Raw genomic sequence first — 12825 nt, forward strand, 5'->3', positions numbered from 1 at the left:
CTAGTCTGAATATCACTCTCATTGACCTGTCATTTATTGGGTTACGCTATAATACCTCGCCGTGATGGCTAAAAGTTTGGCTTTAGTGGTAACATGTAAACGGTTGCGGAGTGAGCTGGTTGTATTTTTACCGCCGTGGTCGACAAAGAGGTAAAAGTGTTAGCTCCGTGGATGTAAAACCGCTGAGTTATAGAGGTTAAGCCTGTCTTTTGTCTGCTTGATGCACTAATTGCCATCTATTGGCTATAAAGCATATTCTTTTTTCACTCCTTGTTGACACTTTCGACCGCAATATCTAAAATGCGCGCAATTTGTCTAAATTCCGCTTTTCGGAACTAGGCATTTCTATGGAATGACTTGATGCAAAACTATCTATTTTTTTTGCATTTTTATTGATTTGGAGGTTGTCTTGAGCAAGTTTGCGCTCTTAGTCCTGGAAGATGGGACTGTATTCCACGGTGAATCCATCGGTGCTGATGGAACTGCTGTTGGTGAAGTTGTTTTTAATACCTCGATGACGGGGTACCAAGAAATTCTCACTGACCCGTCCTATTCCCAGCAAATTGTTACTCTCACTTATCCCCACATTGGCAATACCGGTACGAATACCGAAGACGAAGAATCCTCCAAAATCCACGCTCAAGGCTTGGTAATCCGCGACCTCCCGCTTATGGCTTCAAACTTCCGCAGTCAGCAATCCCTTTCTGATTATCTCAAATCTCAAAACATCGTTGGCATCGCTGAAATCGACACGCGTAAGTTGACCCGTCTGCTGCGCGAAAAAGGGACACAGAATGGTTGTATCGTTGCCGCCGACAGTATTGATGAAGCGCTGGCGCTCGCCAAAGCAAAAGATTTCCCAGGTTTGAAAGGCATGGATCTGGCAAAAGAAGTGACGACTGCTGAAGCGTATGAGTGGAAGCAAGGCTCATGGACACTAGAAGGTGGCCTGCCAGAAGCGAAAGATGATAGCGAATTGCCATACCACGTAGTGGCATATGACTTTGGTGCGAAGCGCAACATCCTTCGTATGTTGGTTGACCGCGGTTGCCGCTTGACGGTTGTGCCAGCGCAGACGCCTGCAGAAGACGTACTGGCAATGAACCCAGATGGCGTGTTCTTGTCGAACGGTCCTGGTGACCCAGAACCATGTACTTATGCTATTGAAGCAACAAAAGTATTCTTAGAAAAAGGCCTACCGATTTTTGGTATCTGTTTGGGGCACCAAATTCTGGCACTGGCAAGTGGCGCTAAAACCGTGAAGATGAAATTTGGTCACCACGGCGCCAACCACCCTGTGAAAGACTTGGATCGCGATGTGGTGATGATCACCAGCCAAAACCACGGTTTTGCAGCAGACGAAGACACACTGCCAGAGAACTTGCGTGCTACTCACAAGTCTCTGTTTGATGGCTCACTGCAAGGTATTCATCGCACAGATAAACCAGCATTTAGCTTTCAGGGACACCCTGAAGCGAGCCCAGGCCCACACGATGCGGCCCCACTGTTCGACCATTTCATTGAACTTATCAAGCAACACAGCGCGTAATCCGGAGTAGCAGAGAATGCCAAAACGTACAGACATTAAAAGTATTCTTATTCTGGGTGCAGGCCCAATCGTTATCGGTCAAGCATGTGAGTTTGACTATTCAGGTGCGCAGGCGTGTAAAGCGCTGCGTGAAGAGGGTTACCGCGTTATTCTGGTTAACTCCAACCCTGCAACCATCATGACTGATCCCGAAATGGCTGATGCGACCTACATCGAGCCAATTCAATGGGAAGTAGTACGTAACATCATCGCCAAAGAGCGCCCAGATGCTGTACTGCCTACCATGGGTGGTCAAACGGCACTGAACTGTGCACTAGATTTGGAAAAACACGGCGTACTGGCTGAGTTCGGCGTGGAAATGATTGGTGCAACGGCTGATGCGATTGATAAAGCAGAAGACCGTTCACGTTTCGACAAAGCGATGAAGTCTATCGGTTTGGAATGCCCAACGGCAGATACAGCGAAAACGATGGAAGAAGCTTATAAAGTTTTGGATATGGTTGGTTTTCCTTGCATCATCCGTCCTTCTTTCACCATGGGCGGCACCGGTGGTGGTATCGCTTACAACAAAGAAGAGTTCGATGAAATCTGTCGTCGCGGTTTGGATCTTTCTCCTACCAACGAGCTTCTCATTGATGAATCTCTGATTGGTTGGAAAGAATACGAGATGGAAGTTGTTCGTGACAAAAACGACAACTGTATCATCGTATGTGCGATTGAAAACTTCGATGCGATGGGCATCCACACGGGTGACTCCATTACCGTTGCCCCAGCACAAACACTGACGGACAAAGAATACCAATTGATGCGTAATGCATCCTTGGCTGTTCTGCGCGAAATTGGCGTAGAAACAGGCGGTTCGAATGTTCAGTTTGGTATCAACCCGAAAGATGGCCGTATGGTTATCATCGAGATGAACCCACGTGTTTCTCGCTCTTCTGCGTTGGCGTCAAAAGCGACGGGTTTCCCGATTGCAAAAATCGCGGCAAAACTGGCGGTTGGTTTCACGCTTGATGAACTGATGAATGACATTACTGGCGGTGCAACTCCAGCATCATTTGAACCAACAATTGACTATGTTGTGACTAAAATTCCTCGTTTTAACTTCGAGAAATTTGTGGGCGCAAATGACCGTCTGACCACACAGATGAAATCTGTGGGTGAAGTCATGGCTATTGGTCGTAATCAACAAGAATCACTGCATAAAGCATTGCGCGGCCTAGAAGTTGGCGCGACAGGCTTTGATGAAATGGTTGATCTGGACGAACCCGATGCCATGACCAAAATTCGTCATGAGCTAAAAGATGCGGGCGCTGAGCGCATCTGGTACATCGCAGATGCATTCCGTGCAGGCATGTCGGTAGACGGCGTGTTTAAGCTGACAAACGTTGACCGCTGGTTCTTGGTTCAGATCGAAGACATCGTCAAAATCGAAGCTGAAGTGAAAGAGAATGGCTTCGCGGGTCTGAACAAAGAAGTGCTTCGTAAACTGAAGCGCAAAGGTTTTGCTGATGCTCGCCTGAGCAAGCTGTTGGGTGTTAGCGAGAGCGAAATCCGCAAGCTGCGCGACCAATTCGACATTCACCCTGTCTACAAGCGTGTTGATACTTGTGCGGCAGAGTTCTCGTCTGATACCGCGTACATGTACAGCACTTATGACGAAGAATGCGAAGCGAACCCTACTGACAAAGACAAAATCATGGTTCTTGGCGGCGGTCCAAACCGTATCGGCCAAGGCATTGAATTCGATTATTGTTGTGTTCATGCGTCGCTCGCGCTGCGTGAAGATGGCTACGAAACCATCATGGTTAACTGTAACCCTGAAACGGTTTCAACCGATTATGACACGTCTGATCGCTTGTACTTCGAACCTGTAACCTTGGAAGACGTACTGGCCATCGCGCGTGTTGAAAAACCAAAAGGCGTGATTGTTCAGTACGGTGGTCAAACACCTCTGAAACTGGCGCGTGCACTAGAAGCGGCAGGCGTACCAATCATTGGTACAAGTCCTGATGCCATTGACCGTGCAGAAGACCGTGAGCGCTTCCAAGCAGCGGTTGACCGTCTTGGTTTGAAAACCCCACAAAATGCCACTGTTACTACGATGGAACTGGCGATTGAGAAGTCAAAAGAGATTGGCTTCCCATTGGTTGTTCGTCCTTCTTACGTGCTGGGTGGCCGTGCGATGGAAATCGTTTATGACGAGAGCGATCTGCGCCGATACTTTGCTGAGGCAGTGAGTGTTTCTAACGAATCCCCTGTATTGCTGGACCGTTTCTTGGATGACGCGACCGAAGTCGATGTAGATGCAATTTGCGACGGTGAGCGTGTGGTTATCGGCGGTATCATGGAGCACATTGAGCAAGCGGGCGTTCACTCCGGTGACTCTGCATGTTCATTACCTGCATATACTCTGAGCCAAGAGATTCAGGACGAAATGCGTCGCCAAGTTGAGAAGCTAGCACTTGAGCTGGGCGTTCGTGGCTTGATGAACACACAGTTTGCGGTGAAAGACGGTGAAGTCTACCTGATTGAAGTGAACCCACGTGCTGCACGTACTGTCCCGTTTGTGTCTAAAGCCACTGGCGCACCACTGGCGAAAATTGCCGCACGTGTAATGGCTGGTCAATCACTAGAATCACAAGGTTTCACGCAGGAAATCATTCCACCGTATTACTCAGTGAAAGAAGTGGTGTTGCCATTTAACAAGTTCCCTGGCGTTGACCCACTGTTAGGCCCAGAAATGCGCTCAACAGGTGAAGTGATGGGTGTGGGTGATACCTTCGCAGAAGCGTTTGCGAAAGCGGATCTCGGTTGTGGTAAATCCTATTCCGACCAAGGTCGCGCGCTGCTGTCTGTTCGTAATAACGACAAGCAACGTGTTGTTGACCTAGCAGCCAAGCTTATCAAGCTAGGTTTTGAGTTAGATGCAACACACGGTACAGCAGTTGTGCTTGGTGAAGCGGGTATTAACCCTCGCTTGGTCAACAAGGTGCATGAAGGTCGTCCTCATATTCTTGACCGTATCAAGAATGGTGAATACAGCTACATCATCAATACCACGGAAGGTCGTCAGGCGATTGAAGATTCAAAAGTACTTCGTCGTGGCGCACTGGCTGAGAAAGTGAACTACACCACCACGCTAAATGCAGCATTCGCAACCTGTATGGCTCACACTGCAGCTGATCTGTCTAAAGTGAACTCAGTGCAAGAGTTGCACGCTCGCGTGGCAGAGAAATACGGTAAAGCGTAATCCTTATACACGATATAAAGATATAACCAATGAGCCGGCCTCAAGCCGGCCTAGATAACCTCCTTGCCCGCCTTACTTAGGCGGGCTTTTTTGTCTCTGGCATTTCTTATTTGTTTCAGATAGTGCGAAACATCACCGAGTTTCATTGTTTATTTTTGCGTGATTTAGCGCATCAATAAGCTAGGCATTGATTGTTGATTGATGACATTTTTTGCTTGAGATGAGGTAGGGGATGCGTAAAATGCTCGTGTCGCAATACTGCGGCAATTATGGAGAACACCATGAACGTTATCGACCATCCTCCGAGTTGTCAGGGAGGCCAGTAAACCCAGCGGTTAAGTTCATGTGTATCCACATTTCGACCGCCCGGTCGGAATGATTGCTATTTCCTGCATCAATCCCAGCGCTTCCCCGATATTCAGAGTGAAAATACGACCAAGGACGTTGAGTCTTTAGTGACGAGTTTCATGATAAGCATGCGCGTTAGCTGTTTATTGTTGAGCATCAAATTCGTATTTTTTGGTCGTTACCCTCAACCAGGCGTTTACGTCAGGAACTTGCCAATCGGGAGATTCGCTATGTCGGTAATGTACACAACACTGTTGGATTGCCAACACACACACCTTGCTGCTCATGAAATTGATGCCGCAAAAAATGCATTTCTCATTCACACCATGGAAGAGAGAGTTCGCCTGCTCTCGGTCATGCCCGTATCTGAAGCTGTTGGTGTGCTGAATTGCTGCCCACTGGCTTTGGTCAGAGAATTATTGGATGCATTAACGGAAACGGGGGATACCGTCAGGAGCAGACAAATCGCGATAGATTTGGGATTGATTAGTTCTGAAATTGAACCCGACGGAGATTATCTCACTAATTCTGTGATGAACCATGTCAGGCAGCGTATTGGCTGGATTGTTGGTTTGGCGTTACTTGGGATCTTATCTGGTCTTATCATTTCACATTATGAAGACACGATCACTCAGTTGGTTCTGCTCGCTATTTATATGCCAGTGGTCGCTGCAGCGGGAGGAAATGCGGGCTCTCAAGCGGCGACATTAGTGGTGAGGGCAATGGCCATGAATGAAGTTCGCCCTTCTCAATGGCTAGCTGTGATGTGGAAGGAAGTACGAGTGGCGATTATTATCGCGTTTGCGCTAGCGGCCGTGATGATGACGAGAGTGCTGGTTTTTAGTGATGCCACATCGTTACCTGCAGGCTTTCACCTTAATGACATTGCGATGGCCATTGGTACCGCATTGGTGATCCAAGTGACACTATCCACCACGTTAGGTGGTGTGCTGCCATTGGTGGCTCGCAAACTCAAGCTAGATCCCGCCGTTCTTGTGAGCCCAGTGCTGGCCTCTGTCGTCGATATCAGCGGGATGGCGATTTACTTTATGACCATTAACGCGTGGTTAGGCTTGACGTAAGCAGCGCTTGATAAAGCTCTCGTTCAAATTGGGTGATCGGGCTGGCAACATTGCTGGGGCGATCATCCGATGCGGGAATGTGGTAGTTAGTCACAAGCTGAACCACCAGGATATCTTGGCCTTTGTCATTTCTCAGTATGCCCGCAAGGTTATAGCTACCGTACAAAGAGCCTGTTTTCGCTGTCAGCTTATTTTTGAGCGGTGCATTACGAACACTGCTGCGATACTTCAATGTGCCATCCACCCCTGACACGGGCAACATGGCCAGCAGGCCAATTTGAGGGTGTGTATAGACGTATTGCACCACATCCATCAATTGCGCGGCTGTCATGCGATTGTTACGAGACAATCCCGACCCATCAACCATCACCGCAGTATCAAGATCAATGTTTGCTTGTTGCTTCAATATGGCTTTGATCGCCGCCGCCCCATTGCTGAATGAGCCGGCTTGATCGAAGTAACGATGACCCAATGTTTTGAGTATATTGTCGGCAATTAGATTGTCAGAGCGCTTGAGCATGGTATTAAGCAGTGCATCGCGTGGCGCTGATTTATGCATGGCAATAAAACTGCGTTGGCCGCTTGGCGCGCCGATTCGAATTTTACCTTTCACGGAAATAGCGGCTTTCTTTAGCTCACTGGCGAGTACATCACTCATGTATTTTTGTGGATTTTGCACGGCAAATTTTAGAGGAAGCGGGCTAGTGCGGTGAGCCAAGCAACCACTCAATTGATAGTGGTTGTTGTTGTCATAGTGAAGTTCTAAATCGCAATGTTGGTCTTTTTGCTGATCGGTGGTCAGCGCCAATGCATTGGTACTTATCTCTATCGGTTGGTGCTCGGGCACAAAGACGCGAGTTTGGCGCTTACTTTTTTCGCTATAGATCGAGCCTTGAACACAGTTTCGTTCTAGCGTTATTGCTGAAGATGGCGCGCTGTAGCAAACGCCCAAAATGTCCCATGGCCAACCAACGGCGCGTTCATATCCCGTAAATATTTCACCATCCAGCCAAACATCACCGCGAATTTGACGAATGCCTTTGGCTTTTAGGGCACTGACGAGCAATTGAAGATCTTTGCGCTTCAGCGTTGGGTCGCCATCAAACTTAAAAACAATGTCTTTGCCTGATTGAAGCACTTTGGTTTCAAAGGCGAAATCTTGTGGGAGGTAAAGTGATGCGGCCAGTGCGGTCACGACTTTTTGTGTGCTGGCGGGTGGCAGCAAGATGTCATCATCACGCCCAATGATTTGCTCGCCGCTGTTGGTGTTAAACACCGAAAGTGCAAGCTGGCTACCAGCGGGAAGCATAGCCTCAATGTTATTGAGGGGAATGGAAAAGGCGGTGACAGAGAAAAGAGAACAAACGATTAGAGATAAAAGGCGCGCCATAAGAAGTTCCCGCAATGAAGGAAGATTCAGTATGGTACAAAAAACGCCTACTCGGAGGTAGGCGTTTTTGATACTGATTTAAGTAAAGAACTTAAGTCAGATTAGAAATCGTAACGTAGGCCGAATACCAATTGGTCTTCTGCATCTTTCTTAGTTTCAACTTCGTTTGCATCAAGCAGGTTGAAGTTGTAAGAAGTGTAAGCACGGAAGTTGTCGTTGAAGTAATGCGTCGCGTCGATTGCGATTGCATCGTAGGTATTTGACTTGTCAGAACCTGTTTTTGATTCCGCGTTGTTGTAAGTGGTTGTGAACTTAGTTTTGCCCATGGTGTAAGCAGCAGCCAATTCGTAACCAGTCAGGTCAGTGCTAACGCCTGATTGTTTGTTTTCGCCATCTTTGTAAAGCGCAGCAACGTAGATGTCACCGATGGTGTAAGAAAGTGCTGCTTCAGTTTGGCTTTCAGCTGCGTAAGACTTGCCTGCGACAACAGCATCTTTACCTTGGTCAGCATAACCCAGACCCATTGCTAGGCCGTTCTCTAGTGCGTATACCGCACCCATAGAGTAACCACCGTCAACAACCAGTCCACCGTTAAGATCGGTGGTTTCGCCTACGTAGTTTGCTTTAACCGTCAGGCCACCGAACTCACCCATGTACGCTAGGTTGTTTTGGATACGGTCAGCAACGGCGATTTTAGCGCTCGCGCCAGCACCGTGGTAAGACATGATATCGGTGAAATCGGTGATCATGCCCAAAGAGCCGTCAGTTTTACCGTAAGCCACTTTACCAAACTCAGTGCTGATACCTGCGAAGCCGTAACGAACTTCATCTTCAGTTGTGGTGTATTCGTGCTCGAAGAAGCCAAAACCGTAAACATTTTCTGCAATCTCGGTTTGACCAAGGATGTTCATACGTGCGCGACTTTTGTCATCCATGTCACCATCAACAAGCAATGCACGTGCTTCGATACGGCCACCGATTGAAAGGCTAGAGGTGCCGTCGTTAAAAACTTCAGCAGCAGAAACAGAGGTAGAAGCTACAGCAGCAACAGCAAGTGCGATCAACGTTTTGTTCATTATGTTGTCCTTTATAAGATTATGATTTTCGAGACGTAATCTCCAAACATCTCGATGTCTTGTTTGTAACCGCTCCCGAATTGCAACCGTTAGTAAAACGATCAAAAAACAAATAGAAAACATTGTTTTTTATGTGGATGTTTTGTTGTAATTTCTTATTTTTCAACATGTTGCCGCTTTGTTGATAAGTTCCATTTTAGGCGGTGTTTTTAGATATTTTTTGTTTTTTATTTTTCCTAAACATTTGTTTTTGTTCTTGTTTGTGTGATGTGCATCGAGGAAATATCGTGAGGGATATGTAGAGGGGCTTTTAGGTGGCAAGTGTTTGTTTATATCTATGCCATTCATGAGCACTCAAGCACCTGCGCGACCAAAATCGTAGGTGACCAGAGCAACTAACTTGTTTACACTGAGGGTATAAATATTCGTTTTCCGCGCTCATACCTTTGCTTGGGCGGGGTTTTGTTATTCCAAAACACAAGGTTTTGGACACAGAGGTAATGTCATTTATGGATAAGGTACCCATGACTGTTCTTGGCGAGCAGCAGCTTCGTATAGAGCTAGCTCGCTTACTGAAACGTCGTCCAATTATTACTCAGGCGATTGGTGAAGCGAGAGAACTTGGCGATCTTAAAGAGAATGCTGAGTATCACGCTGCACGTGAAGAGCAGGGCATCTGCGAAGCACAAATTCGCGACATTGAATACAAGCTGTCAGTCGCTCAAGTTATCGATATTTCAAAAATCCCTAACAACGGGAAGGTTATTTTCGGTTCAACAGTATCGCTGATAGACATCAATACTGACAATGAACTGACTTATCAGATTGTTGGTGATGACGAAGCTAATATTAAGAAAAATCTGATTTCTGTAAATTCCCCGATCGCGCGTGGGCTGATTGGTAAAGAAGAAGGTGATGAAGTGTCTATCACCACGCCTGGTGGCGTAAAAGAATTTGAAATTGGTGGTGTTAAGTACGTGTAGTGCGGAATGTCTAACAGTGAAAACTGTTAGCGAGTATTACAGGCGTGAAAACACAGAAGGCCGCTAAGCGGCCTTCTTTTATTTGCGTGGTAGTTCGATTTTACGCTCTTGGCTTTGACGATATAGAACAAGTACCTTACCGATGACTTGGACTTTCTCTGCCTTAGTTTCACGAACAATTGCTTCTACAATCAGGTTCTTAGTGTCGCGGTCTTCAGACGCAACTTTAACCTTGATCAGTTCGTGGTGATCGAGAGCGATTTCAATCTCAGCAAGCACGGCTTCTGTTAGGCCATTGGCACCCATCAGAACGACAGGTTTAAGATTATGTGCCAGACCTTTTAGATACTGCTTTTGTTTTGTGCTTAGATTCATGTTGACTCGATTTGTTGTTTTATCGGGGTTGAAAACGTGACATTCTACCGCCATCTCTAATCAAACTGAACAAATATCCCTCTAAACCGTCTGTTTGAAGTTAACGACTGAATTAAGGGCTAGGTAAAACATGAGCAAAAAGAAACACTCAGCGAGTTCTGGTCGTTGGTTGAAAGAACATTTTGATGATAAATATGTTCAAGAAGCCCAGAAAAAAGGCTTTCGTTCCCGAGCAATTTTTAAACTTGATGAAATCCAAGGTAAAGATAAGTTATTGAAACCCGGTATGACAGTGGTCGATTTGGGGGCAGCCCCTGGGGGGTGGTCTCAATATGCTGTTGAACAGGTCGGAGATAATGGACAGGTCATTGCTTGTGACATTCTTCCTATGGACTCCTTGCCAGGTGTCAGTTTCCTGCAAGGGGATTTCCGTGAAGAGGCGGTGCTAAACGCGTTGCTAGATCGTATCCAGCCAGATATGGTGGATGTGGTGATGTCAGATATGGCACCAAACATGAGTGGTAACCAAGCGTCAGATCAACCTCGTGCTATGTATCTGGTTGAGTTGGCGCTGAGTATGTGCCAAGAAGTTTTGGCTCGTGATGGCGCATTTATTGTTAAGGTATTCCAAGGGGAAGGCTTTGATCAATATTTGGCTGAAGTACGTAAAATGTTTAAAGCGGTGAAAATCCGCAAACCAGATTCCTCCCGCGCGCGCTCGCGTGAGGTCTACATTGTGGCTACAGGTTATAAACTGTAGTACTCTACTATTATTACTAAAGTTTCCGCGGGGCTAACACCTTGAGTGACATGGCAAAAAACTTGATTTTATGGCTGGTTATCGCTGTTGTTCTAATGTCTGTGTTCCAGAGTTTTGGACCAGGCGACAGCGCGGGCCGTCAAGTCGACTACACAACGTTCGTCCAAGAAATAGGACAGGATAAACTACAGGATGTACAGTTCGATAATCGCGAACTGAAAGTGACACGTCGTGATGGCACGAGCTATGTCACTTACATGCCTGTTCTCCAAGATCCAAAATTGCTGGACGACCTGATTAACTCTAAAGTTCAGGTTCGCGGTACGCCACCTGAAGAACCAAGCATTCTTGCGTCTATTTTCATCTCTTGGTTCCCAATGCTTCTGCTTATTGGTGTGTGGATTTTCTTCATGCGTCAGATGCAAGGCGGCGGCGGCAAAGGTGCAATGTCTTTTGGTAAGTCTAAAGCTCGCATGATGAGTGAAGATCAAATCAAAACGACGTTTGCAGATGTTGCTGGCTGTGATGAAGCAAAAGAAGACGTTAAAGAGTTGGTGGATTACCTGCGTGATCCAAGCCGTTTCCAGAAACTCGGCGGTAAAATTCCGACGGGTGTTCTAATGGTGGGTCCTCCAGGCACAGGTAAAACGCTACTGGCAAAAGCCATTGCGGGTGAAGCCAAAGTCCCATTCTTTACTATTTCAGGTTCTGATTTCGTTGAAATGTTCGTGGGTGTGGGTGCATCTCGTGTGCGTGACATGTTCGAGCAAGCGAAGAAATCATCACCATGTATTATCTTTATCGATGAAATTGATGCCGTTGGCCGTCAACGTGGTGCGGGTTTAGGTGGTGGTCACGACGAGCGTGAGCAAACCCTTAACCAGATGCTGGTTGAAATGGATGGCTTTGAAGGTAACGAAGGTATCATCGTTATCGCAGCGACTAACCGTCCAGACGTTCTTGACCCAGCGCTTCTGCGTCCAGGTCGTTTTGACCGTCAGGTTGTTGTTGGTTTACCCGATGTCCGTGGTCGTGAGCAGATTCTTAAAGTTCACATGCGCAAAGTGCCTTTGGGTAGTGACGTAGAAGCATCACTGATTGCTCGCGGTACACCTGGATTCTCTGGTGCAGATTTGGCAAACCTGGTTAACGAAGCAGCATTGTTTGCAGCCCGCGGTAATAAGCGTGTTGTGTCGATGACTGAATTCGAACTGGCCAAAGACAAAATCATGATGGGCGCTGAGCGTAAGTCCATGGTACTGACTGAAGAGACGAAAGAATCGACGGCTTACCATGAAGCAGGCCACGCCGTTGTGGGTCGCCTCGTGCCAGAGCACGATCCTGTTTACAAAGTCTCAATCATTCCGCGCGGTCGTGCGTTGGGTGTGACCATGTATCTGCCTGAGACTGACCGTGTGAGCATGTCTCGTTTACACCTTGAATCAATGATTTCAAGTTTGTATGGCGGTCGTTTGGCTGAAGAGATTGTTTACGGTTTCGACAACGTTTCAACCGGTGCGTCGAACGACATTGAACGCGCTACGGATATTGCCCGTAAGATGGTGACGCAATGGGGCTTCTCTGAGAAGTTAGGTCCATTGCTATACGCTGATGATGAAGGCGAAGTTTTCCTTGGTCGTTCTGTGGCTAAATCCAAACACGTCTCAGATGAAACAGCGCGTCTTATTGACAGTGAAATTCGCGAATTGATTGACCGTAACTATCTGCGTGCGCGCAAGCTCATCGAAGATAACATGGACATCATGCATGCAATGAAAGATGCATTGATGAAATATGAAACGATTGATGCGGGTCAAATCGATGATTTGATGGAACGACGTCCTGTTCGTGAACCTGCTGGCTGGACCGCTTCGGATTCTGATAATTCAGATAACACACCGAAGACGCCAGACGCAGAAGTGGCCTCAGATGTTCCGCCATCCTCTGACAATTTGGATGCAGGCAATAAGCCCGTAGACCCAGATAAGAAGTCGGAAGCGTAATTGAAT

Annotated in this window: 9 protein-coding genes; 6 read left to right on the forward strand and 3 right to left on the reverse strand. The window is 47.1% G+C overall.

What is annotated here, in order from left to right:
• Positions 1-409: 409 nt before the first annotated feature.
• The 3 genes from carA (at position 410) to A1OO_RS02865 (ending at position 6232) form a co-directional block, all read left to right on the forward strand.
• On the forward strand, positions 410-1549 hold the full coding sequence (gene carA, locus A1OO_RS02855) for a glutamine-hydrolyzing carbamoyl-phosphate synthase small subunit (RefSeq protein ID WP_016961674.1): 1140 nt from the start codon (positions 410-412) through the stop codon (positions 1547-1549).
• A 16-nt stretch (positions 1550-1565) separates the two neighbouring features.
• Positions 1566-4802 (forward strand): carbamoyl-phosphate synthase large subunit, encoded by a 3237-nt coding sequence (gene carB / locus A1OO_RS02860; protein WP_016961673.1) that lies wholly within the window; start codon positions 1566-1568, stop codon positions 4800-4802.
• Positions 4803-5380: 578 nt separating this feature from the next.
• Positions 5381-6232 (forward strand): magnesium transporter, encoded by an 852-nt coding sequence (locus tag A1OO_RS02865; RefSeq protein ID WP_017004588.1) that lies wholly within the window; start codon positions 5381-5383, stop codon positions 6230-6232.
• Here the strand turns inward: A1OO_RS02865 and dacB are convergent.
• Both dacB and A1OO_RS02875 read right to left on the reverse strand, forming a co-directional pair.
• On the reverse strand, positions 6207-7622 hold the full coding sequence (dacB, locus tag A1OO_RS02870; protein WP_017004589.1) for a serine-type D-Ala-D-Ala carboxypeptidase: 1416 nt from the start codon (positions 7620-7622) through the stop codon (positions 6207-6209). The two genes, A1OO_RS02865 and dacB, sit on opposite strands and share 26 nt — an antisense overlap.
• A gap of 101 nt (positions 7623-7723) precedes the next feature.
• Positions 7724-8698, reverse strand: a complete 975-nt coding sequence (locus A1OO_RS02875; RefSeq protein WP_016961670.1) for a porin — start codon at positions 8696-8698, stop codon at positions 7724-7726.
• A 509-nt stretch (positions 8699-9207) separates the two neighbouring features.
• Between A1OO_RS02875 and greA the strand changes: the two genes are divergently transcribed.
• Positions 9208-9681, forward strand: coding sequence for a transcription elongation factor GreA (gene greA / locus A1OO_RS02880; protein ID WP_026024021.1), 474 nt, complete (start codon positions 9208-9210; stop codon positions 9679-9681).
• 78 nt (positions 9682-9759) lie between these two features.
• Here greA and yhbY read toward each other — a convergent pair whose 3' ends face one another.
• A complete protein-coding gene (yhbY, locus tag A1OO_RS02885) occupies positions 9760-10056 on the reverse strand; it encodes a ribosome assembly RNA-binding protein YhbY (RefSeq protein ID WP_016961668.1) in 297 nt (98 codons plus the stop codon).
• Between the two features lie 130 nt (positions 10057-10186).
• Here yhbY and rlmE point away from each other — a divergent pair, with 130 nt between their 5' ends.
• Positions 10187-10816 (forward strand): 23S rRNA (uridine(2552)-2'-O)-methyltransferase RlmE, encoded by a 630-nt coding sequence (gene rlmE / locus A1OO_RS02890; protein WP_016961667.1) that lies wholly within the window; start codon positions 10187-10189, stop codon positions 10814-10816.
• 50 nt (positions 10817-10866) lie between these two features.
• Positions 10867-12819, forward strand: a complete 1953-nt coding sequence (gene ftsH / locus A1OO_RS02895; RefSeq protein ID WP_017004590.1) for an ATP-dependent zinc metalloprotease FtsH — start codon at positions 10867-10869, stop codon at positions 12817-12819.
• The last annotated feature ends 6 nt before the right edge of the window (positions 12820-12825 follow it).

This window comes from Enterovibrio norvegicus FF-33, from assembly GCF_000286835.2.
GTDB lineage: Bacteria > Pseudomonadota > Gammaproteobacteria > Enterobacterales > Vibrionaceae > Enterovibrio > Enterovibrio norvegicus_A.

What these genes read in the sequence shown, in the direction of transcription:
- carB (WP_016961673.1), top strand. Translation starts at nt 1,566, where the DNA reads ATGCCAAAACGTACAGACATTAAAAGTATTCTTATTCTGGGTGCAGGC.
- A1OO_RS02865 (WP_017004588.1), top strand. Translation starts at nt 5,381, where the DNA reads ATGTCGGTAATGTACACAACACTGTTGGATTGCCAACACACACACCTT.
- dacB (WP_017004589.1), bottom strand. Translation starts at nt 7,622, where the DNA reads ATGGCGCGCCTTTTATCTCTAATCGTTTGTTCTCTTTTCTCTGTCACC.
- A1OO_RS02875 (WP_016961670.1), bottom strand. Translation starts at nt 8,698, where the DNA reads ATGAACAAAACGTTGATCGCACTTGCTGTTGCTGCTGTAGCTTCTACC.
- greA (WP_026024021.1), top strand. Translation starts at nt 9,208, where the DNA reads ATGGATAAGGTACCCATGACTGTTCTTGGCGAGCAGCAGCTTCGTATA.
- yhbY (WP_016961668.1), bottom strand. Translation starts at nt 10,056, where the DNA reads ATGAATCTAAGCACAAAACAAAAGCAGTATCTAAAAGGTCTGGCACAT.
- rlmE (WP_016961667.1), top strand. Translation starts at nt 10,187, where the DNA reads ATGAGCAAAAAGAAACACTCAGCGAGTTCTGGTCGTTGGTTGAAAGAA.
- ftsH (WP_017004590.1), top strand. Translation starts at nt 10,867, where the DNA reads ATGGCAAAAAACTTGATTTTATGGCTGGTTATCGCTGTTGTTCTAATG.